Raw genomic sequence first — 23734 nt, 5'->3', positions numbered from 1 at the left:
AGGTTGAATTCATAATTTACTAGATAAATATAACTATACAAAATAATTTACCTAATTAAATTCAACATATAGTAGATAAATATCTAATTAATAATTTAATAACTACTTTTTCTCAATAATATCAATTGATACTTTATTATTATTTGTATAGATTTTTGCAAATTCAGTAGCATTACTAATAGGATTAATAGGCTTATTATCTATTAAAATATCACTAAACGTAGCTCTATATTGGGTATTTACTTTAATATTTTTCGTTTGACTGTCATCTTTTACTGCAATTGTAGATAACGCTTTCCAATTGTTAACTTTACTAATATTAGTATTCTTGATTTCAGAAATTAATCTTCCTGTATTGCCTTTTCCATTTGTTCCCCAGTAGGTTGCCCTAGTGTTGCCATTTAAGTTTTTATAAATCGTAAGTTGGACTTCAGTTCCTGGTTTAAAGCCATTCAAGTTCGTAAACTCATCTTTCCCCTCAATATAAATAGGGTATTTATCTTCACCTACTTTCATATAGGGTTTCCAAACATTATATGTTTCACTATACAAAAATCCAATATCTGATTCCACCGGACCAGAAAAACCAGAATAAATATAAAGTTCGCCACCTTTCGCTTTAAGAGTTCCATTACTATTTTTGATTTCTGGTAATGTTACTTTGGTAGTTAAAACTGAACCTGTACTATTTAAGGTTGCTCGGCCACCAATCCCTTTTTTAATTGGTTCCGTTTGGAGTGCCTTTACATATGAATGCGCTCTCATTTCATCGGCACTGGCTTGAGTTGTACCAATCCCCCCCAATCCACTAATTACCATCCCACTTACTAACGCAACACCCATTATTTTTCTGAATTTACCCATTATAATTCCTCCTCTTAATTTTATATATTACAATTAAAATATATCATACATTTTATTCCATGGGATTATATAACATTTTTATAAAATCCAGACTAATTATTAAGAAAATTCAATTTTTAATTGAGTTTTTTGTTCAATAAAAATGTTTTATTAACCAAATAGAACCGAATTAAAATAAACTTCTTTAAATAATAAATTCCATTTCAATCTTTAGATTGATACTTGCATTAATATCCCTATTATGATGTGTAAGGCAAGAAGGACAGTCCCATTTACGTAGGTTTAGATTTTTAACGTCTTTGTTTTGATATCCACAAAAGAACTAAAAGAATTACTTATGAATGCGTGATATAAACGGGAGGCATCTCTATAAAAGTTGTACGTTCTATATTTAATTACATAGAAATAAAAAAAGCCGCCCAAACTGATGTGCACCCCAATTGTTAGACACGAAAGACAATTGGAGGTGTACTTTTTTATGGTTAAATTTTCACAAGAAAAAAAATTAGAAGTGGTAAGACAATATTTAGATGGCAGTGATAGCGTGAAAAAACTTGCGAGATCTATAAAAACTCATCCAAGTGTAATACAACAGTGGGTTAAGCAATACAAAGCAGTAGGTGAAAAAGCTTTTGAAAAACGCTATACAAGCTATTCCCTTCAGTATAAACTGGATGTACTTAATTATATGGATAAACAAGGGACATCTATTAGAGAAACAGCAGCTATTTTTAATATTCCATCTTATGAAACAGTTCGTAGGTGGAAAGAAGCATATGATTTAAATGGCGTGGATTCCTTGATTACAAAGAAAAGAGGACGTCCAGCTACGGAAAACAAAAATATAAGACCAAAATTAAATCATAAGGTTGTCAAAGGATCTATAGAGGCATTACAAGAAGAAAATGAACGGTTACTTATGGAAATTGATTATTTAAAAAAGTTAAATGCCTTAATTCAGAAAAAGACAGCATTACAGAACCAGACAAAGCAAAAGTGATTTATGAATTAAGGCACAAATACAAGATCATCGATCTTGTGAAAATCGCTGGTATCGCTCGGAGTACGTACGATTATTGGATTAAACAAATGAATCGTCCAGACAAATACGAGAAAGCTAAAGAACTGATAAAAGAGATCTTTGATGAACATCACGGTAGATATGGCTATCGTCGTATTACATTAGAATTACAAAATAGAGGATATTTACTAAATCATAAAACAGTTCGCCGCTTGATGATTTCTATTGGGTTAAAGTGTCTTGTACGGATGAAGAAATACCGTTCGTATCGGGGGACTGTAGGAAAATTCGCTCCTAACATTTTAAAACGTCAATTCCACGCTTCAAAACCTAATGAAAAATGGGTGACAGATGTGACCGAATTTCATTTGCATGGTAAAAGGTTGTATTTATCTCCTATTTTAGACTTATATAACGGGGAGATTATAGCTTACAATATAGAAGATAAGCCTGCATATTCTCTCGTTTCTAAAATGATAGATAAGGCCTTTAAATGCTTGAACAATGGGGGAACCCCTATCCTTCATTCAGATCAAGGGTGGCACTACCAAATGAAGCGATATCAACAATCGCTAAAAGAGCATGGGGTTGTTCAAAGTATGTCCCGTAAGGGTAATTGTTTAGATAATGCAGTCATAGAAAACTTCTTTGGCTTATTAAAGTCTGAATTATTGTATCTTGAAGAGTTCGAGAGTATGGAACATTTTAAGATAGAATTAGATAATTATATTCATTATTATAATCACAAAAGAATTAAAGCAAAGTTAAATGGAATGAGTCCAGTTCAATACCGGACTCATATTCCATCAACTGCTTAAATTTTTTGTCTAACTTTTTGGGTTCATTTCAAACAGGACGGCTTATGTTTTATTTCAAATACTCGTACCACCAGTTTCTTTCGTCCATCCAAGCTGTAATCTTATCAAGCTCACCATTTGGTAACACTTCGGTTTGCAAGTATGCTAAACCAGTTAATGGATTAGAAATAACTTGTCCTTTAGTTCCACGCTCATTCATAGCATATAGAGCTTCTTGAACCAATGAAATACCAAAACCACCAGATTTAACATATTGATAACCGCCATTAGCAACAGATTGTTTTGATTGTTTCTCTCCGGTAAACCAATCCAGCGTTTTGTCACCTTGCAATAAATTAATATCCACTTTTCCAATACCATCAATATAACCATTATCGGTATATTGCCAAATGTCACAAGTATAGGCTGGTTTCTTCTGTGGACTGCCGTCATTTGTTCCGTATCGTGGTAACCAAACAAAATCAGCTTGTACACTTTGTAAATTATAGTCACCGTACATATGGTGTGCTACATAAAATCCTACTTTCCAACCTGCAGCTTTACATGTATCAATAAAAGCTTGTGATGCTTTAGCTAAATCACTAAGGTTACCTTTGCTTTTCATTGACTTTACTGTGTCATCTTCCACATCTAATACAAGGAATTTAGCATTAGGATTTACTCTTGCTAAGAAATCCTTAGCTTCTACAATTGCATCTGCTACTGATACGAAACATCCATAAGCATATGCAGCATGTGGAATACCGTATTGTTCTGATTTGGCTACATGCTCATTATACAAATGATCTACTAGATTTGAACCATATTGTACCCTAGCAATTACTAAATCTAATTGTGCTGCTGCTACATCCCAATTAATACTTCCATTCCATTTTGAAATATCTACAATGTTTCCCATTACTGAACATCTCCTTCAAATAGTTTTTATTTAATTCCTGTTACGTCTTTAGAAATAGATCCAAAAGTTTTTGCCTATTCTTCAATAACTTCCTGGTTCTTTTGAATAACAGCTTGGTACTACTCTTCACGCTGTTCATTCTTTTTTTGTGTAGGAAAAAGCATCCACACAAATAATGCTGTGCATGCTCTCTGTTGAATAACTGAAATAAAATCTCGATAAACAAAAAGAGCAACTCAATTGAGACTGCTCCTTTTGCTATCATTTTTTATATTTGTCTTTGTTTAACTTTTTTCTTTTCTAGAGTTTGATCTTCTAATTTTCGCTTCAATTTCAGAAGATACACTTTCTAACAACCAAGTAGGAATCCATTTATCCCAGCCAATCCGTACACAATTGGCTGTAAAGCTATTAAAAATATGATAAATTAAACCACCCGTTACCATAAAAAAGAAAAACTCTGGTAGTTTAAATGCAATATCAAATAAATGCGCTAAAGAAGGTAATAAAAAGAGCACCACAGTTCGTGCAATGCCCTCAATTCCATATTGTGATGAATACGTACCATCTAATTTTGAAGCCTTACTACCAGTTATCCAATCTAATACAACTACCCATACTAAAATGATAATCCAAATTAAATTAGATTTACCATATAAAAAATTAAATATAGTTCCCAATCCTCCACTAATTACGGAAGCAACTTTAAATTGGGTGGTATTAATAACATCCATTACATTTAATGTTTTTACAAGTTCATGAATCCTTTCCAAACTTTCACCCCCTTTTTACATTTCAAAGCAAAATAAAAAAGCCTGCTTTGGCACGCTATCGTATAAAAGATTTACATATTCATTTTCTTCCACGCATACTCTAGTGGTTCAGTTCGTGGTGGCTTCATTACTTCTTTTTCAGCAGTTCCTTTCTTACCTTGAGATAAATTGTGCACAACACCTTGACGGGTGGAAATCTGCCTAATACCTGTTCGTATCCAATCATCAGGATTTAAAATAACCCCTCGATGTGTTAGGAGTTGCCTTACTCCTGTATGTGAAAAATCAATTGGATTGACTATGGTACCTTGACGGGTGGAAATCTGCCTAATACCTGTTCGCATCCAATTATCAGGATTTAAAATAACCCCTCGATGTGTGAGAAGTTGCCTAACTCCTGTATGTGAAAAATCCACCGGATCGACTATATTACCTTGACGATGTGTATTTATTTCACGTAATCCGGCATGAGATAGCATTGTTGGAGATATGATCATACCTTGAAGTACTGCCATATACTTACCTCCTACTTATTCAATCCGTAAAGCTACATAGTAATCACTAAATGAATTAAATTGATTAGATATAGGGGCCGACGTGTAAAATAATTTGTACTTATGAATTTCCTCATTTTCAACAACCTCTGTAATATCACCATAAATAAAACCGCTACCTCTATAGATGTAAAAGCCATCGTACTTCCCTCTAAATCCTTCACGACTATCTCCCATGTATAAAGGAGTGAAAACTATCTTTCCTTCATTAGAGGGTGCCTTTAGAAGGACTTTATCCCAATAAAATGTAGAGTTTGTATCAGAATATGGAACGGAACCTGAAAATTTACTTCTATCAGTTATATGTGTAGCTGTTTGACCGCGAGAACCGCAGCTAAACATAACACTGAACGGGCAAGAATACGGTGAAAATAATTCCGGTTGATAGTATTCGTCTGGAAGGCCTATAAAACCAATCACTGTCTTTCCTTTGTGAGATGGGATTTCATCATCATTTGCATATACACAATAAATGACAGTATCTTTATCGACGTATAGATATAGGTCAACCATATATTTTTCATAATTTAAAGCAATTGCCCCACTAGAATAATTTGCTTTCCCTTGATGGAATACTAAAGAGAACCAAGCTTCTTCTCCAGTTCCACTCCCACCCTCTTTATCGTAACCTCTGATTAGTCTGTAACTACCATCTGTATATTTCACATTCGGTTCTCTTATGTCATACGAACTTGATAATGAAGAATTTTTTGAAAGCGTATCATAAGGACGCAGCTCAATATAATTGTTTTTGGTTCCATCATTACCTGTAGAATACATAACAAAAATATTATTCTTATCCGGTTTGTCAGCATTTAATTGCTGCCATCCAGCCTTTTTCATTTCATCGATAATCTTCATAAAGACTTCTCTGCGCTCTAGTCTGTGTAACCTACAAATTTTATTTGTCATTTTATATGTTCCTCCTTAATTTAAACGTATTGCTTTCATAGAAACATTAAAAGTAGAGGTTGCTACGCCCTATTTTCTATATAAAGATGTACCTAGTTTGTATGATCTTTATCCTCACAAGGAATAGCCAAAATATCATATGTTCTTTTTTCTGATAAGTTTTTATAGACTTGATTCCCATTCTCTTTTTGATCGTACATAAATAACATTGCTTCAACGTTTGAATCATTTGTAACTTAAATCGTACGAATATCGTATTTGTTACACCCTACATCCAGTGGCGTATATAGAACTTTCCCTGGTTCAATTGTAATTTGTATACTCATCTCAATAAAATTTGTAATTATTTTACTTGCTATATGTTCGCTTTTTCCATGGTGATTCTAATGGTTCTTTTCTTGGTAAATTCTGCTCATAAATTTCTTCTTTTGATAAAAATGAGTTCTGCAAAAAGAATCCTTCTGTATCCCTGGGGGTTACTCGAACACCACCAAGGTAGAAAAACCGTACAAAGTAATCACCTGCCTCATTAAGCATACTCATTGCTTCACCATCACCATACCATACTGCCGGAAATTCACTCATCGTATTATTCTGAGATAATTTGTCACCAGAATAATACGTTGTAAGAACAAACTCACTCGCTCTATGAAGATATATTTTTGAATAGTTATTTTGAACTAACAAAGGAGTGAAATACTGAGCTTTAAATACCTCCATTGATATCCCCCTACCCTATTCTAATTGCTATGTTAGTACCAAAAAATGAACCTGTAGATTTATAATTAGAGTCACTACCAAAATATCCAGAAGGATGAACTATATACAAATAACGTTCTATATTATTCTCAGTGGTCACCTCAATAATATCACCATTTACTATTTTACCATTAGAAGGACATATCTTTATAAATCCTAATTTACCTCTTAATCCTTCCGTTGGTATATTTAAATAAAAGTCCGTAAGATACATCATACCTTCGGGTCCTGGACTTATCCCCATATAGTCGAACCTTGCATAATATGGACTATTATTAGTAATAACATTTGCAGGTTTATCCATTATAATATACGGATAATTATCTGCCCCCCATGTTGAATCAACGTTGTAATAAGAAGTTGATGATGCAGCATGAATAACAAATGAGTAACTTGGTTCATTCCTCTCTTCCAAGTAAGACTCTTCTGGTATTCCAAAAAAGTTAATATGAGGTTGAATAACTTGCCCCCATGCCTGATAACTTGATCCCCCTGGCTTATACGTAGTAAAATCATTATTGTCAGGTACGGTTACAAATATTACTCGATCCAAATCACAATAATAGTAGTAATCTACTTTAATATCAGAACGCATAGAGATATATCCAGACGAGGAAGTGGTAGGATATCTACCATTGAAGAAATTAAATCTTTGATAGCTAGAACCTCCTATCCCCTTTTTCTTCTCGTCATCCCAGTTTGTAAAGTATCGATATAAACAGTTTGACCCATAGGTCCCTCTTCTTATATCGTAGCTGGCATTATCAAATACGTTAGTACCTTCATATGGAATAAATTCAATATACATAGGTGTATTTCCTAAACTACCTTTTGAGTGAAGGACTACACTACCGTCAGCCGACACCTTAATGCCTTCATTCATAACTTTCCAACCTACGTCCTTCATTATATTAATAAATGTATCAAATAACCCAGCTTTTGTCGTTGAACCCTTTGTAAAAATCGCTTCCATTTTATATCACCTCATTCTACTCGAATTGCTACTGCTTGTGTAGGGAACGATGTATAGGTCTGATCAGCCGCTCCCAGTGTTGTATAGCGATATCTTTGAACTTCGCTATTAATCGTAATTTGAATAATATCACCATCAAGCATCCCACCCGGCGGTAATGCGTATACTCTCCCTAGCCGTGCACGCATTCCGATATTGTTACCATAACTAATAAATATTTCACTTAAACAAAACTTATTATCTAGGTTTGGTGACATTTGAGGTATTAAACTGTTTACAGAATGTGGTTGGCTTGTTAAAGTAGCTAATTCTGGTAGATTTTTCGGGTTGTCTACAACCCGAATACGCTTAGAACCAATCGTTGTCCCAGCATGACCACTATTAGCATAAATTCCACCTGAAAATGGTTTAGTGTAGTTTCGTTGAGCTTCCTCCACAAACGACTGTTCAGGAAAGCCAAAGTACATAATAGTATTTTCTTTTCCTGTATATTTAAATGGTAAAATAACAAAGATAACACAATCCTTATCTGCATAGTAATAATAATCAATATCCCAGTTTAACTCGTAACCTGCACGATTGTAGCTACTTCCATTTTGCCACGTATCATATCTCCGCCCTGGGAAGAATGCTAATGTATCCCATTGATCTCCACTACGGAAAGCTATAGAATTGTTTGAAGGATCTTTTGTAACACATCCTAATTTAAAAACCCCATCTGCATATGTTGTCTTTCGAATATCTGCAGCAGTTACGAAACCATCCTCCCAACATAAATTAATAGCAAAATGCCTGTTACCGTTTTTACCGTTTGTGTACAAAACGGGATATTGAGTTGGCGTATCTTCGTTATGGTATATCCAACCTGCATTTTTCATAATATTAATTAAAGTTTCGAATAATTCAGATTTCTTGCAAGTTCCTTTTGTAAAAATAGCTTTTGTCATAAATTATCCTCCTCACTGTTTCTATTGATAACCCAAAACTACTTGTATATATAAAACTTACTTTATACTAACGTCGTTACTTTTAATACCACAGTATACAACGAAGGAACATTACTAAAATTTTCAATAAATAGGTGACAAGACTTTGTTTGATCTTTATCGTCACAAGGAATATTGATTATATCGTATGTTCTTTTTTCTTTAATACTGCTGTACTGAATTTGTCCATCTTTTTGTTTATCAAAAATTGTACACTCATAATCATTATTTGCTGTATTTTCAATAAAGATTGTCCTAAGTTCATACTTGTTTATACCTAGTTCAATAGGTATATACTTCTTTTCATTACTATTAATCTCAACCTTTACTTTTTTTTCGATAAGCTTTGGAAGAATATTTTCTGTTTGTTCTTCTTGCTTATAATATCGATTTACGACCATTGATGTTCCCATCATTTCACCTCCAACTACTCATGTTCAAGATGTATTTGAAATTGTAATGGAGCAAGGCCAACATAATCTGTTCCCTTTGTTACTTTTAACCAAAACTTTATTGTTTTTTCTGGATTTACATAAGGAATATTGATACTATCTTGATATTGACCTGGTCTACCATTACTGTCTAACGCAAGATCCGCCCATGACCATCCAAATTTATCTTCATATTGAGCAATACTTAAATTCACATTATTTGCTCGTGCAACTGAAGGATTCACAAGTTCTAGCATAATTTCTGATTTCCCTGATATCATATCTGGCAATCGAGTTTGTGCTAATGTTGAAAGCTCCTCACCTGAAAATTTAATTTCTAAATTAGATCCGAATCCATATACATCTCCACCATAAAATGTAGTCTTAATAACACCTAATTCTTTACCTTCTACATTTGTCAAAATAACCTTACCTGTAAATTCTAGTGACGGGAGAGTAATTTGAATACCAGTGTTATACCCTGTATTTCCATTGAAAATAATTCCCCCAAATTTATCTTCCATCTGCACACTTATATTCGGCGCTATATTAGCAATGGTTAACTTTCTTCCTCTTGTAGCAATAATGGAATCAATATCAAGATTCACAAATTTTGAATTCGATCCTTTTTTTAATACAACACCAAACTTACTACAGTTCATTCTATCTGAGTCATAAAAATTAAAACCTTCGCCATAATCAGAAAAAAACGTCCAATCTTCATTATCTTTGCACGCCATCCACTTCAATTCAGTTGTTTCTCGAGTACCATCTTCTGTTTCTAAGAACTCGATATTCTCCTCACCGTTTTTCCAAACGATAATACCGCCTTTGTCATCTTCATGGGTTGGCGTATAATCAGCAGATACTTCAAATGCAAATTCTTTCTCATTTGGAAGATCTGCAAGTAATAATGTGTCACGCGAAACATTGTGTAGCATTCTAAAATATCCTTTTCGATCAATTAAAGAATAGCTACCGACAGGAGATGCAATCCATCTGGAATCGAACGTATCAAAATCATCCTTAAAGATTAAACCACTTCTTATTTGATATGGTTTTAATTTCTCATCAGGTAGTTTTAATAGTGTTGCACCTTCTTCTAAGTCAATAGCATCGATACTGATGTATTTCCCTGACAACTCAATAACGTGAATCATATCTTCAAGGTTTTTCTTTTCATATGCAAGTGTTTGATATTGCATATCTTCTCCTGAAAGTTTAAGGATTTCCTTTTGGCCATCAATTTTCAATTCAATGTCTTCCGGATAAGATGGACTTGTCATACTAATTAATCGAAACTTAGTACCCTTGAATAAAAATCTAGCTGATATGGTGCTATCATTATTGTCTTCCTTACTCTTCCAATGATGAGTATTATTGTAGCAACTAACATCACCTTCAGTTGTTTTCCAGAAACCGTTGTATTCAATATTCTTATGAGTATCATCGAAACGTACCCAACCAGGTTCCGGCTCAACTAACTGGTCACCTAATCTAGCAAGTAAGTATCCGTCAGCGTCAATGTCAATGGAATCTAACGACATAGCTTTACCAATCACTTTTACAGTATGCTTGCCACGGTCTAAACCTATTTTCTCGTAACGTATGACTTGGTTACCTGAAGGACTATTGTAAACCATAGTTTCTTCTTTACCATCAATAAGTATTTTAGAAGTTGCATCGTAACCACTGTCGCCATAAGCTAGGAGTCTAAGTTTAGTACCTACGAACTCAAATTCGAAACTCGTGTCAAGTTTCTTGTCGAGATTGTAATGAGTTGTCTTGTTATAGTGCTTATCATTACCCGTGGTTAGTTTCCAGTTACCGATATAACGAATTAATGGATCGGTATCATCAATCCGTTTCCAACCTTTTTCAGGCTCTGTAAGAACAGTACCTACACCAGGTCGTGAAACAAGAGTACCAGTGTCATCAATATCAATAGCATCCATTCGGAAGTCATATTCTAAAGCACCGGGTTGAGTTGTGATAACTGTTACCGTTACATCGTGCTCAATATCTTCTAAACCGAGTTTCTCATATTTCAAGACTTGGTTTGTATCTTGTGGTGCAATAGCGTCAAAATACTCTTCCGGTAAGTCATCAATTTTTAATCTGATTCTATCTGAATAATATTGATTAGTAGCACAACCAACAATGAGTCGTAACTTAGTACCTTTAAATTTGAATACCATACTTGCATTTTTACCCTTTTTAGCACAAGTACTTTTTCCGCCATAAGCACCATTATAGGCTACGTTTTTACTCCAGTTAGCATCATATTGAATGTATGTGGCGTTGTCATCATAACGTTGCCATCCATAGTTTGGATAAGTAGAAACATCACCAATACTTACAGGTAGTCTATCAATGTGTCCAGTAGCGTCGATATCAACACCAATAAATTGAGGGTCCCAACCTTCATGAGTTCCACCGTTGACTGTTACCACGTGATATCCTTCATCTAGATTAAGTACTTCACAAGCAATTTTAGCTGGTCCGGATACAGGGAACATATTAACAGGATACTTTACTCCATCAATTAATACGTGACCAAGTTGGTCTTCATTTGAGCCTAAGTTAGACGAATAAATTAATCTAAACTTTGTACCGAAGAATCTAAACTGAATTTTATCGAACGAGTACTTGATTGGTGGTGTTTGATTTTGGTAATCCATGCCACCGGTATAATCGAAATACATATTCTCCTTCGTGAAACGTTTCCAACCGTCTTCTGGTGTAGCTAAGAAATCTCCAACTGTTATAGGTGGTTTTTCAATATAACCATCTGCATCAATGTCAATTGCATCAATATTAAGTCGATAAGTGCCTTTAGTTCCACACTGAATTTTAACTCTATGCTTCCCTTTAGTTAAGCCTAACTTCTCATATGCAAGACCTTGATATACCTTAGCAGATGCTATCTCGCTATACTTTTCTGTCACGCCATCAATTGTAATTGATATGTCATCTGTACGATATGATGCAACATCGAAGCAAGTAATAATTCTAAGCTGAGTTCCATAAAAATCGAATTCAACTGCACCGGTAGAGTCCTTATCTGCTACATAATGGCAAGTACCATTATACCAAGAAGAATGTGAACCTTTTTCCCAAGTACCTTGGTATTTAAGTAACGAGTCAGTATCATCAACTCGTTTCCAACCAACTTCAGGTTGTAAAAGTTGATCCCCGATCTTAACTGATGACTTACCTCCAATTGAACCAGATTCATCAATGTCGATAGCATCAAGATTTATATATTTACCTTTTATTTCAACAGTATGCAATTTATTTGATAAACCTAACTTCTCGTATATTAACGACTTGTAGACAGCAGCTAAGCCTGAAGGTCTAAAGAAGTTGATAGTTTCTTCTACTCCATCGATTAAAATCTTAGCGTCAGGGTCATACCCGTATACTCCAATTCCGATAATTCTAAGTTTTGTTCCTGTAAAGTTAAACTTTATCGAAACCGGGTTAGCATCAGCTGGTGTGTTTGAAGTTGCATGTTTATAATGAATAGTGTTCTTGTAGCATCTACCATCAGCATCGCTTGTTGCCCATACACCAGTATATTGAATATTACTATCCGTATCGTCAATTCGTTGCCAACCTGGTTCAGGCTCAAATAATACATCACGAAGGTTTGTAGGAGTTCCTACTAATTCTCCTCCTTTTATATCAAAAGCATCGAATGTACATTGAGTACCTGAAAGTTTTACTTTATGAACGCCGTCGGGTAAGTGTTTCTCGTATAGTATAACCTGATAATGATTCTTGGCTGGGTCAGTTGTAGTGTTAACCTTATATTTCTCAGTCACACCATCAATTGTAATGGAAACATCCTCCCAAGAACTCGTGGAGTAGGTTGCTGAAATGACACGAAGGCCTGTACCTTTGAAAGAGAACTCTACTGTCCCTAATGTCCTGTTCGAGTAGTCAGGAACTCTATAAGTTGCTGTTTTATTGTATCCGCCTTCATACCCTCCATCCTTAGCTAAAGTCCAGTAATCGCCTCTGTAATGAATTAGCGGATTTGTATCATCTACACGAGTCCATCCTGGTTCAGGTTGTAATAAAATGTCTCCTACTTTAGCAGGTGGGTTTGGTTTTACTAAAGACCCCGTTTTGTCAATATCGATTGCATCCAGCGTTATGTCTATACCAGATAACTCAACTAAATGCTCTTTATCTTCAAGTTCAGTTGCTTCGAACATTAAAGTTTGCTGAACTCCGTTAATTGGTGATCTTCCTTCAACCTTAGTTAAGTCGTAAGATATTCCGTCGATCTTTAAAATAGCTTTTTTCTGGAAGTAATTGCTTAATGCTACAAGTCTTAACTTAGTACCTTTAAATTTAAAGGTAGCAGACGCTTCTTCTGTACTCCCCGATGGTGCAGAATAATAATGAATAGTTTCATTGTATGCACCTTTCTGAGTAGTTATGAAATTCCATTTTCCATCATATTGAATATTTGAATCTGCGTCATCCATACGCTTCCATCCAGATTCTGGTTGGAGTAATTGGTCCCCTACTTTAACAGGTGGTTTTTCAATACTTCCGTCACTATCAATATCAATAGCATCAAAAGTTAACGGGAAAGGCGAATTAGTTCCGGATTTAATAACCACATCGTGAACACCTTCTGCCAAACCTAATTTCTCATAAACCAATGTTTGATATCCAACTTTAGTAGCTTGCTCACTGTAAAATTCCTCTTGACCATCGATTATAATCTTAATATCGTTACTTCGATACTGGGACTCGTGTATACAACCAATAATTCTAAGTTTAGTGCCTGAAAATTGGAATTGTACTTCCCCTGAAGCTCCGTCAACATAGTGGAATGTATTGTTAAACCATTCAGTAGTAGTATTACCCGACTTCCACCAATCACCTACATATTTAAAACTAGAATCGGTATCGTCAATACGCTTCCAACCCGCCTCCGGTTGTAATAATTGGTCTCCTACTTTAATAGGAGGTTTACTCATTGAACCATTGTCGTCGATGTCTATAGCGTCAAGTGAGAGTGCACCAGGGTTTTCACACTTAATAGTAACTTCGTGAACGGCATCAGTTAATCCTAATTTCTCGTAGCATAAAACATTTCCATAAGCTCTATCTACAACCCTTGACTCTGAATAGTACTGAACTTGACCATCTATACTTATTGCAACTTTGTTACTATGATTCTCATAAACAGAACACATCAATCTCAGCTTAGTACCTTTAAAATTAAATTTAATTTGAGCTGATTTATCGGTGTTCAAGTTGTTATGGCAAGTGTTATTGTAGTACTGTCTGGTAGAATCTGAATCACTTGTCCAATTGCTACCTAGATACTGAATATTTGTATCTATATTATCAATTCGTTTCCAACCCGGTTCTGGTTGAATTAATTGGTCACCTACTTTAGCAGGTGGTTTTTCAATACTTCCGTCACTATCAATATCAATAGCATCGAAGTTTATATTAAGACCGGATAGTTTAACTTTATGCTCACCGTTTGCTAAACCTAGTTTCTCATAAACTAAGGACTGATATTGAGCATTTTGTTGCTCGAAGTTTATAGTCTCAACCGGTTGTTCGTCAATCCAAATTTGACCTTCCCTATACCCAGCAGAAAGTAATCCTATTATTCGTAACTTAGTGCCATTGAATACAAACTCAACAGTAGCAAGTTTATCTGAGTTGGGGCAATAGTGAGTAGATCCTCCAGACCATTTGGCAGCTGAATTAGTTGCCCATCCGTCTCCTGTATATTTAAAGTTTGAATTAGAATCTTCAATTCGTTTCCAACCAACTTCAGGTTGTAATAGAACGTCCCCAACTTCAACAGGCGGTTTAATCATCGAACCAGTTTCATCTATATCAATAGCATCTAAGTTTATATACAGTCCTTTTATTTCGACCTTATGAACTCCTTGAGGTAGATTCAGTTTTTCATAAACTAAACGTTGATATATAGTATCAGTTGACGAGAAGTTTATTACTTCTTCTCTGCCATCAATCAGTATTTTTGCATCAGAGTCGTAAGGATTAACTGTCAAGGCTATAATTCTTAATTTTGTACCTTCAAAGTCGAAACGTATCGATGCTGGGTTATTATCTACTTCAGGAGCTTTATAATGACATGTAGAGTTATAAAGACTTGAGTTAACAACATCGTTCTTCCAAACTCCTCTATACTTAATATTTACATCAGTATCATCAATTCGTTTCCAACCAGTTTCAGGTTGAAGCAGAACGTCACCTACTTTAGCAGTTTTCACTAATTCTCCATCAAGAACGTCAATAGCATCCATTATAATTCCTTCAGGACCCTCAAGTTTAACTGAATGAACTTCATTTTTTAGACCTTCTTTATTGTAAAGTAGAACTTTCAAGTTATCGGAACCTAGTACTGGATTGTAAGATTCTTTGACACCGTCGATTGTTACATCTACAGGACCATAACCTAAATTAACACTTTTAGAAACAAGTCTGACACCTGTACCCTTAAACAAAAATTCTACAACTGCATTTTGAGTAGAGAATACCGCGGTACTACTATAGTATCTATCATCAGTGAATCTATTCCAAGCACCATCACCATACTTAATTAATGGATTAGCATCATCAAAACGATTCCAACCAGGATCAGGTTTATCTAATATCTCCCCTACTTTTTTGGGTGTAAATACATAACCATCAGAATCGATATCAATTGCATCAAGATTTAAGTATGTACCTAGAATCGTTACTGTATGCGGCCCTTTATTAAGATTTGTTTTCTCATATATAACAGCTTGCCTTGTTCCCTCCCATGCATCATAATCTAATCTCTCTGTATTGCCATCAATAACGATTGTTGCATATCTATCATAACCACCATTATTAACAAGTCCAATAAGCCGAAGTTTAGTACCTACGAAAGAAAATTTAATCTGTACTGAGTTTGATGGTTGACTAGAACTTTTATAGTGGAATGTTTTCAAATAATTATCAGAGTATTTAGAGTATCCACTAAACCAATTTTCTCCTTCAAAGATAATATTCCTATCGCTATCATCAATACGCTGCCACCCTGGTTCGGGCTGAGTTAATACTCTCACCATCATATCACCTCTCCATTTTTATCTTAAAATAATTTCAATTGCTCCATCAGTAGCAATTACTATGCCCTAACTATTTGTATTAACAGCTTGATGGATCAATAAATTTAAATATTTCATGCATAACAGAAAGGAACTAATTTACTTACTAAAAGACATTTAAAATACAATTGAACTGCTTAAGCTTTTACTTTTACAACAGCTCTAGCAGTTCAATTTTAAAAATTACATAATGCCATAAAATACAAATATTCGATATCATATACTTAAATAAAAACTAATCTAGCACTCTACTTTATTATCTCGTTTTCTTCCAATTCCAATTATTCCACCAAGATTCCCGGCTATGTTTTAACCATATTTTTGGTTCTTCTTCGATTAATATATCGCTTTCCTCAAATTCAACCGGTTCTTCTGCCTGATAGATATTTTCTAATTTAAACGTATCGTTTTCAGCAAGTATACTTTCGTTGTCTAAAATGCGATTAAATTGTTCTATTTCATCTATATTCGTATGAACGAGATTTCTTCTATTCACTGGGGTTGATTGGATCTCTATACTAGATAATTCTCTTACATTTTCAAACATACCGTATGTATTTATGGATGCTTTATGAGTTGATTTTCTTTCCCATTCATATAGCTCATGTATATTTAAAGCCTCTTCAATTGGCTTCCGATGCATATCCTTCAATTCTAAAATATTCATCATTATATTTCGTACTGTACGTTCTACTTCTTCATTCTTCACTACATTTGTATTAAATTCTCTTACATCTTTATGAAATTGATCCGTGACTACTATATTTGCCTCTGCCTCTTTCATAAGCTTTTCCATTGGGGCAGATGTAATATTCTTTACATACCAGTTTCGATCATTCATTGCAGTTTCATATTGTTCAATACTAATCTGTAACTCTCTGTCAATGATCTTAAAATTCTCTTTATCAATTATTTTTGCAGCTAATTCTTTTACGACTTTTACATTATCTATCGTTGCAACAGTCGCATCAACTTCTTGCAAGACATTACCAAACTGATAGAATGAACTAATTTCTGCTCTTGTTTCATTTTCTTTATTCATTATTTCATACGTATCTATATTTGTTTGTAATTCTCTTTGGATTCTTGCAAACAAATCATAATCTGGTAAATAAACTGTAATCCCTAATCCTTCGAATAGATCAAACTCTTCATACAATGCTTCTATTTCTTTTTCTTTTTCTAATACAAAAGTATCACTCTCAACAAGTATACTTTCGCTGTCTACTGTTCGGCTGGATTGTTCTATCTCACCAATAGTAGTATTAAAAGTATTGTACTTATTCGTTAAAGTTGTACGGATTTCTTCACTAGCTAGTTCTCTTTCAGACTCACTTACATCATATTCATGTATTGATGCTTTATTATCTGCTTTTCTTTGCCATTCGTCTGCTTCAAAAATATTTGACTCGTACTCATTATTAATTTGTCGCATATCATCAAAATGCTTAATTTTCATTATGAGTTGTTTCGTAAGTCGTTCAAACTCTTCATCCTTGATTACATTTGTATTACGTTCTTTTATTATTCTCTCGAGTTGATCAGTAGCCATTATATGCGTATCTATTTCTGGCACTTGCTTTGCCATCGGATCAAATATAATACTTTCTGCATACCAATTTCTATCATTCGTTGCGGTTTCATATTGTTCAATACTAGTTTGTAACTCTTTCTCAATATGTCCTATATCATTACTATCAATTATATTAGTTGCTACTTCTTTCTCTAGATTACCAATCGAATCAACCGTATTAATTTCTGCTTCTATATTATTTTCTCTATTAGCTATTTCAGCTGTCTCTATATTCGTTAGTAATTCCCTTTGAATCCTTGCGAATAAATCATACTCCGGTAAGTAAACTGGAGTTCCTATTAAATCAAAAAGATCAAATTCTTCGTAACGAGAATCCTGTTCTTTTACGTGTCTACTAACAAGGTCATATCCTTCTTCATTATGTGCTATCAATTGTTCTTGCTTTGTAAACTCTACAGGGCTAATACATTCTGATTCATTATCGACTTTAACTCTTTCACTTGTTATTGGTTCATTACTTTCTTCACTTATAAACAATCGATCATACAATACAGAATTCGCTACTCTATCATCCTCCACTAACAACTCATGAAGGTCGCGCTTTGCTAATTCATACGCATTTGTAAATGGAGTTTCTATTTCACCTAGAATCCGATTCATGGACGATATATCTGCTTGAGCAGTATGATACTGTCCATTTACTCGATTGAAATGTTCATATCCATATATCCCCATATCTTCTTGCTCACCTATAACTCGATTAGAAAGTTCATAAGAAGGTACATTCACTTCCATTTGTAATACTTTTCTATCAATAGCAGCTACATCGAAAAAGACTCCCTCTTTCTCTTGCATGATTCTATCTGCTAAATCCGTATCACGAACATTACCATATACTGAACGTATGTCTCTTTTAGCTGAATTAACTGTTATTTGTTTCGCTTGTAGTTCTCTCTGTACACGAGCAAATAAATCATAGTCTGGCATATAAACTGGGATTCCTAAACTATTAAAAAGATCAAATTCCTCATAAAATCCAGTCAATTTTTTGATTTGTCTACTAGCAAATTCATAGTTATCTTGAATAGTCCCAAATAATTGTTTATGTATTAGGTCCATTTCCTCATGGTGTATATATTCAGTCCATACATGTTTCGTTTTCTTATTAACTTGTTCGTCTTCAGCTAATTTTACTTCTACTTCTTTTGTGAGCACATTACTCTGTATCATTTCTGGAAGATTATAATCCATGTACAAATGATTCTGACTTGATACCATCAATGTTTCTACTAAATTTACCTCATTAGAATGGTACTGTCTTTCCAATAACTCATATTCATTTATGAATTTACTTTCATATTCATGCGTTATATGATTCATGTCATTCATTTCTATGCGAGATGAATCATATTCTATTAATAGTTTTTGAGCGTTATTATATACATGGCCACCATATGTATATATGTCTTGTATTATGCGGTCCGCATATGACACATCATATTCATTAGTTTGAAGTTCTAACTTTTTACGCTCTAAATCTTCTATATTAATAAATCTTCCATCTATCTTCAGTGCTTTTCTATTTACAAATTCAAAATAATTCATTTCACCATTCCGCTGAATGGCATTTCTATTCGCTGTATTGTAATTTATATTACGAGTCTGTATTTCTCTTTGTTTACGAGCAAACAAATCATAATCTGGCATATAAACCGGAATTCCTGTATCAGTAAATAAATCAAATTCTTCATAAGAAGTAGTTACTTCTCTTGGCAAGTTATTATAAAGCTCAAAATCACTTATCTCTTGTACAGGTAATTCTTTTTGGCTAATCTCTACATAATCCACATTTCTAACTACAGTACTACATATTTCTTTTTCTCTTCTTTCAGTCAATATTGTTTCATAAAATCCTTCGCCATATAAAATACGTGCAACCTGTACCCATCGCGGTATTTCATCTACATTGGTTGCAAATTCTCGTAATTTCTGTTTTACTCTCTCTTGCTCAATTGGGAGCATATTACCTGCTTTATATATCTTACGATCTGTACTAGACATTTCTGTTACATCTGCATACTTTGTATCTAATCTGCTTCCATTGTTCCCTTCCATATGTTCCATATCAAAAGTTCGGTCATGTTGCATTGCTTTCTGATAGTAATGAACATCTGCAAGAATTTCTTTAAGCGGTTTAGAATCCTGTATGCTTAACAGTTCCATGTTGATACTCCGCATTAGGTTTGCAATATCCACTTTAGCAATATTAGCAGTCACCTCAACTTGCCTTATTGCCTCTACAACAAGGTCTGTTAATATACCTTTTCCCTTTACTATTTTGGTTGCAAATACCCCAGCATCTTCTTCCTTAACAGCTTTGAATCTTGAATATGGTGGCAAACTGACTGGAAAATTATTCGCATTTTTTACAAAAGGATTTAAAACAGAAAGCGAGAGACTATATGTTTTCTTCATTGTTGATCCCAAAGGAATCGAAACAACATGACTCTTCTTTTTCGTACATAAAGAAGGGAAAGCAATAGAATAAATTTTCTCACTCACTCTCTGCATTCCCCCTTATATGATTAATGATTAAATATCTTCTTTATAAATAGCTAGACCAATCGGATTAAATGGCGTTGCTTTCGCTTGTGTCATTGGAGAGACTGCGGTAGTCGGCAACGTATAACGATATAATTGTGCAAATTCATAACTTGCTGTAATCTCTACCCCGTTAATTGGGATTTCTTTAAACGTCACTGTTTTATCATCTTCATTTAAAATAAAGTCAGTATCAGGAACTAGAGTACATGCATTTAACAACTTAAGTGTTCCTGCTTTCGGTTTATGCTCTAAATGGAAAACTTTTCTCATTCCATTTCCTTTTCCTAAAGATTCACTTATAACTTCCTTTTCAATTTCCAATTCATCGGCCTGTTGAATATTTTTTGGGTGAACAGCATAAACATCATCTAATTTCCCAACATATCCATCATTAGGATGAACGATATAAATCTGTGACAGATGATATTTCCCACTATAGACAGATGGATTAAATCGACCTTGTCCACTATCAATATCCATATCGTGCGTAATAAATGATAAATAATGTTTTTGATACATTGCACCTGTGTATGATTGAGCTAATAATACAGAATCATTTCCATTACCTGTATTTTCTCCGTAGTCTAAATTTGCATTTCCAATTTTTTTATTAGGCGCATAATTATATTGATCTCCGTTACGACAACCACCAATAATTACAGTGTTTTTACGCGGTGCATTATCAAATGTGTACATTCTTCCAATATATAATGGTACAAATAATGCTCGAACAGGACTTGGAGTTGGATCTACACGCATAAACATAACAATACGGTCTTTGTTTCCATTTCCATACATATAAACGACAGAATCACGTTTCCAATCTTTTGTAAAACGAGCATCTGGTGTAAAACTAATTGGTGTATAAGGCGAAGGGTTTACAAAATTAACTGTAGAATATACTTCAGCCATAATACTTTCCATTTTTTGCACGTCAAATGATGTCTTTGCTACTAAAGTATCTAACGTCCCGTCTGCCTTTGGTGCTAAAAAATACACTCCAGAAAATTTAATGTTCTCAGAACTTTTTGGGGCAGTTTGAAATTCAATTGCTGTATCTGAAATTGTATATTCCCCCGGATCGACCATCTGATTATTTCTATAAACCATAAAACGACTTTCATCAAAATTTGAAAATGGCAAATTAAATGATTTTTTTGAACCGGTACCGTTTCCTAAATCACTTTCAGCATCTGATAACTTTACTTCCTTCTCAATAAAATATTGGTTAAACGTAAAGAAAATCATATCATTATTTGGTTCGTATGCATCATTTGTTAATCGATACTCACAGGTGATTTTATCTCCTTTTGCAATCGCTTGATTAAAAATAACTTTCCCCGCTTTAGCATCAACTTTATATTTATCCTTTTCTAGTAAAATGCTATTTACATACACTAATAAAGAACTTTCAACTACAGGAAATGTCGGAATTTGAAATTCCTTTTTCACTCCATCTCCCATGCCTAGCTTTCCTAATGGAGAATCCACAGGAATAAATCTACCATCTGTAAAATCAGAATCGCTCGTATCATAAGCATTTGCCACTCCAAATCTGCGCCATTCTCCATCGCTACCTAACGATTCAAATAATCGAACATCAATAAATTTATTAATACCACTTCTAATTTTAAAGTATAACTTTCGACTCCATCCTCGCTCTGTAATCATTTTCTCTAATTCAACCGGTAATGTTTGTAAATAAGCTACTTTATCAAACCACATGTTTTTCTCTCCCCTTTACATTGACTTCTCATAAATTCCTAATCCAGCTGGACGATATGGTGTCGCTGGTCTTTTTGTAATTGGCGAAATCGCATCAACATTATAAAAACGATAAATATCAAATGTATCTGGACAAGTATTTTTTCGCACTTTTAATTTATCCCCATTCAATAATCCTAAAGGAGATAGTAAAACCATATGAGGTAAGAAACCTCGCACACCTTCATCTGGATGAACAATATAAGCACGAGATGTATGAACTCGACCACTATATACCGAAGGATTAAATTGATACTTGTATTCATCATTATCATGAGACTGCCAAGCTAGTGGATATTGACCACCATTTACTCCTTTTCTATCAGGCGGCATCTCATTCGGAGCAACATTCCAAGCAATATAATGCGCTTGATATCTAGCCCCTAATCGCGAACGCTTAATAATAACGTTATCAATACCATTACCCGGTGATTTAGGATACGTTTTTAAAATTGGCAAACTATCATTCACATTTCTATATGGTTTCTTATCATTAAAATCAAATGCATGTGAGCTATTTTCTGTACCTGTATCAAATGCTGTCCCAGCCCAAAGTGCGTCACCAATTTGATCATCTTTCGCATAGCTTTCAATTTTGCCCATGTATAAAGGTGTAACCGGAACTACATTATTTTCAAATGCAGGTGTATTATCTGCTTGAATTAATAAAACTACACGATCCTTATCTACTTGGCCAGTCACTCTAACTAATGAATCAGGCCACCAATTTGTTTTTACATCAACCCCTTCTAAATTCGGGTTACGTAATGTAATTTTTACAAACGGTGACATCATAACATCCGTATTAGCACTGGTATAATCTATACTTGGATAGCCATTCTTCATAAGAATATCCGTTTTACTCACTTCTACATCTATTAAAATTTTTGTGAAAGAATCATAAGCTACTGCTATCGCTGTCCCATCTTTAAATTCAGGATCTTTTTCAATCATATAAACATAAAAACAGGAACGATCAAGATTTTTACTATATCTTAATTTTGCATCCTTAATAAACTCCGCTTTATCCTCCTCCGTATTAAATTTATACGAAAGATCCTTTTTAGCAATATCCCAAGATGCGATTTGGACTAATCCATACATAGCCCCTTCTGCATTTTTAATAATCGTATGTTCCGCAATTCCAAAACGGTATAATGTTTCATTTATACCAGAATTCCTTAAAATTTCTAATGGATAACCTGCTTTTTGAAACCTTTTAACCTTTGTCCATCCGTTACTAGTTGCTACATTTATAAGATCATCTAAGAAACTTCCTTCTTGAAATACCTTTTCAATAAACGCCACTTTACTTCACTCCTAATCTTTTAAAAATTGATAATTAAGCCAAATAGCTTTTTTCTCTAAAGATTTATTTATATATTCAAAACGGATAATCGCTTTCGCAGGAATTTGTTTAACAACAGAAAAATTGAATCCTTCGGGAACATCTTTCATATAAATTTCATCTGCTATTTTTTCATTATTAATATATAAATTCCAATAATCATTATCGTTATATTTTGATGCGCCAATAGAAAATGCAATCATTTCCATATCAACTGGTGCTATAAATTCATTATGATGAATATTTTCATAAACACCTATTCTTCTTCCTTTTATAAAAGGAAGCGTTTTGGTTGGAAAGTATGGAGCATCTAATCGGCCACCCGCCATATAATTTACAGCAAAACTCAT

The 23734-nt window shown here is 34.1% G+C and carries 15 protein-coding genes and 3 pseudogenes; 1 reads left to right on the top strand and 17 read right to left on the bottom strand.

Features of this window, described 5'->3' with window-relative positions; genetic code table 11:
- Window positions 1–102 precede the first annotated feature (102 nt).
- Window positions 103–864, bottom strand: coding sequence for a YrpD family protein (locus tag N2V79_RS28235; protein ID WP_340720459.1), 762 nt, complete (start codon window positions 862–864; stop codon window positions 103–105).
- A gap of 184 nt (window positions 865–1048) precedes the next feature.
- A pseudogene (locus tag N2V79_RS28230) lies at window positions 1049–1180 on the bottom strand (zinc ribbon domain-containing protein); the annotation flags it as partial.
- Between the two features lie 162 nt (window positions 1181–1342).
- Here N2V79_RS28230 and N2V79_RS28225 point away from each other — a divergent pair.
- A protein-coding gene (locus N2V79_RS28225; protein ID WP_340720458.1) for an IS3 family transposase occupies window positions 1343–2703 on the top strand; the annotation gives its coding sequence in 2 pieces (ribosomal slippage) (window positions 1343–1799 and window positions 1799–2703; 1362 coding nt in all).
- Between the two features lie 49 nt (window positions 2704–2752).
- Here the strand turns inward: N2V79_RS28225 and N2V79_RS28220 are convergent.
- The 15 genes and pseudogenes from N2V79_RS28220 to N2V79_RS28150 form a co-directional block, all read right to left on the bottom strand.
- Window positions 2753–3601, bottom strand: a complete 849-nt coding sequence (locus tag N2V79_RS28220; RefSeq protein WP_098818651.1) for a GH25 family lysozyme — start codon at window positions 3599–3601, stop codon at window positions 2753–2755.
- 26 nt (window positions 3602–3627) lie between these two features.
- Window positions 3628–3810, bottom strand: a pseudogene (locus N2V79_RS28215) (BhlA/UviB family holin-like peptide).
- A gap of 75 nt (window positions 3811–3885) precedes the next feature.
- Window positions 3886–4374: a phage holin family protein gene (locus N2V79_RS28210; protein WP_098818650.1), complete on the bottom strand. Its 489-nt coding sequence runs from the start codon at window positions 4372–4374 to the stop codon at window positions 3886–3888.
- Window positions 4375–4445: 71 nt separating this feature from the next.
- Window positions 4446–4889 carry a hypothetical protein gene (locus tag N2V79_RS28205; RefSeq protein WP_257207113.1) on the bottom strand — a complete coding sequence of 148 codons (444 nt, stop codon included), beginning with the start codon at window positions 4887–4889 and terminating at the stop codon, window positions 4446–4448.
- A 15-nt stretch (window positions 4890–4904) separates the two neighbouring features.
- Entirely contained in the window at window positions 4905–5840 is a 936-nt protein-coding gene (locus N2V79_RS28200) for a hypothetical protein (RefSeq protein WP_340720457.1), read from the bottom strand.
- Window positions 5841–5855: 15 nt separating this feature from the next.
- Window positions 5856–6199: pseudogene (locus N2V79_RS28195) on the bottom strand (hypothetical protein).
- Window positions 6189–6560: a hypothetical protein gene (locus tag N2V79_RS28190; RefSeq protein ID WP_000451643.1), complete on the bottom strand. Its 372-nt coding sequence runs from the start codon at window positions 6558–6560 to the stop codon at window positions 6189–6191. Before N2V79_RS28190 ends, N2V79_RS28195 begins: the two are co-directional and overlap by 11 nt.
- A gap of 10 nt (window positions 6561–6570) precedes the next feature.
- Entirely contained in the window at window positions 6571–7572 is a 1002-nt protein-coding gene (locus N2V79_RS28185) for a hypothetical protein (RefSeq protein WP_098818648.1), read from the bottom strand.
- 11 nt (window positions 7573–7583) lie between these two features.
- Entirely contained in the window at window positions 7584–8519 is a 936-nt protein-coding gene (locus N2V79_RS28180) for a hypothetical protein (RefSeq protein ID WP_098818647.1), read from the bottom strand.
- Window positions 8520–8581: 62 nt separating this feature from the next.
- On the bottom strand, window positions 8582–8971 hold the full coding sequence (locus N2V79_RS28175; protein WP_098818646.1) for a hypothetical protein: 390 nt from the start codon (window positions 8969–8971) through the stop codon (window positions 8582–8584).
- 14 nt (window positions 8972–8985) lie between these two features.
- The gene (locus tag N2V79_RS28170; protein ID WP_340720456.1) at window positions 8986–16098 is read right to left on the bottom strand and encodes a hypothetical protein; all 7113 of its coding nucleotides are present in this window, start codon (window positions 16096–16098) and stop codon (window positions 8986–8988) included.
- Window positions 16099–16390: 292 nt separating this feature from the next.
- Window positions 16391–20230, bottom strand: a complete 3840-nt coding sequence (locus N2V79_RS28165) for a hypothetical protein (protein WP_340720455.1) — start codon at window positions 20228–20230, stop codon at window positions 16391–16393.
- Window positions 20231–20260: 30 nt separating this feature from the next.
- A complete protein-coding gene (locus N2V79_RS28160) occupies window positions 20261–21997 on the bottom strand; it encodes a hypothetical protein (RefSeq protein WP_109736974.1) in 1737 nt (578 codons plus the stop codon).
- Between the two features lie 15 nt (window positions 21998–22012).
- The gene (locus N2V79_RS28155; RefSeq protein ID WP_109736975.1) at window positions 22013–23344 is read right to left on the bottom strand and encodes a hypothetical protein; all 1332 of its coding nucleotides are present in this window, start codon (window positions 23342–23344) and stop codon (window positions 22013–22015) included.
- A gap of 12 nt (window positions 23345–23356) precedes the next feature.
- Window positions 23357–23734 carry a Low copy number virion structural protein gene (locus N2V79_RS28150; protein ID WP_109736976.1) on the bottom strand — a complete coding sequence of 126 codons (378 nt, stop codon included), beginning with the start codon at window positions 23732–23734 and terminating at the stop codon, window positions 23357–23359.

Origin of the sequence: Bacillus sp. CH_70 (genome assembly GCF_038007045.1) — a bacterium.
In the GTDB taxonomy this organism is placed as follows: domain Bacteria; phylum Bacillota; class Bacilli; order Bacillales; family Bacillaceae_G; genus Bacillus_A; species Bacillus_A cereus.
Note: the sequence above shows the minus strand (reverse complement) of the source record. Positions and strands in the feature narration are given on the sequence as shown.

Bases quoted from the DNA above. Each gene is read 5' to 3' on its own strand.
- N2V79_RS28235 (WP_340720459.1), bottom strand. From the start codon at position 864: ATGGGTAAATTCAGAAAAATAATGGGTGTTGCGTTAGTAAGTGGGATG.
- N2V79_RS28220 (WP_098818651.1), bottom strand. From the start codon at position 3,601: ATGGGAAACATTGTAGATATTTCAAAATGGAATGGAAGTATTAATTGG.
- N2V79_RS28160 (WP_109736974.1), bottom strand. From the start codon at position 21,997: ATGTGGTTTGATAAAGTAGCTTATTTACAAACATTACCGGTTGAATTA.
- N2V79_RS28170 (WP_340720456.1), bottom strand. From the start codon at position 16,098: ATGATGGTGAGAGTATTAACTCAGCCCGAACCAGGGTGGCAGCGTATT.
- N2V79_RS28200 (WP_340720457.1), bottom strand. From the start codon at position 5,840: ATGACAAATAAAATTTGTAGGTTACACAGACTAGAGCGCAGAGAAGTC.
- N2V79_RS28185 (WP_098818648.1), bottom strand. From the start codon at position 7,572: ATGGAAGCGATTTTTACAAAGGGTTCAACGACAAAAGCTGGGTTATTT.
- N2V79_RS28175 (WP_098818646.1), bottom strand. From the start codon at position 8,971: ATGGGAACATCAATGGTCGTAAATCGATATTATAAGCAAGAAGAACAA.
- N2V79_RS28180 (WP_098818647.1), bottom strand. From the start codon at position 8,519: ATGACAAAAGCTATTTTTACAAAAGGAACTTGCAAGAAATCTGAATTA.
- N2V79_RS28205 (WP_257207113.1), bottom strand. From the start codon at position 4,889: ATGGCAGTACTTCAAGGTATGATCATATCTCCAACAATGCTATCTCAT.
- N2V79_RS28190 (WP_000451643.1), bottom strand. From the start codon at position 6,560: ATGGAGGTATTTAAAGCTCAGTATTTCACTCCTTTGTTAGTTCAAAAT.
- N2V79_RS28150 (WP_109736976.1), bottom strand. From the start codon at position 23,734: ATGAGTTTTGCTGTAAATTATATGGCGGGTGGCCGATTAGATGCTCCA.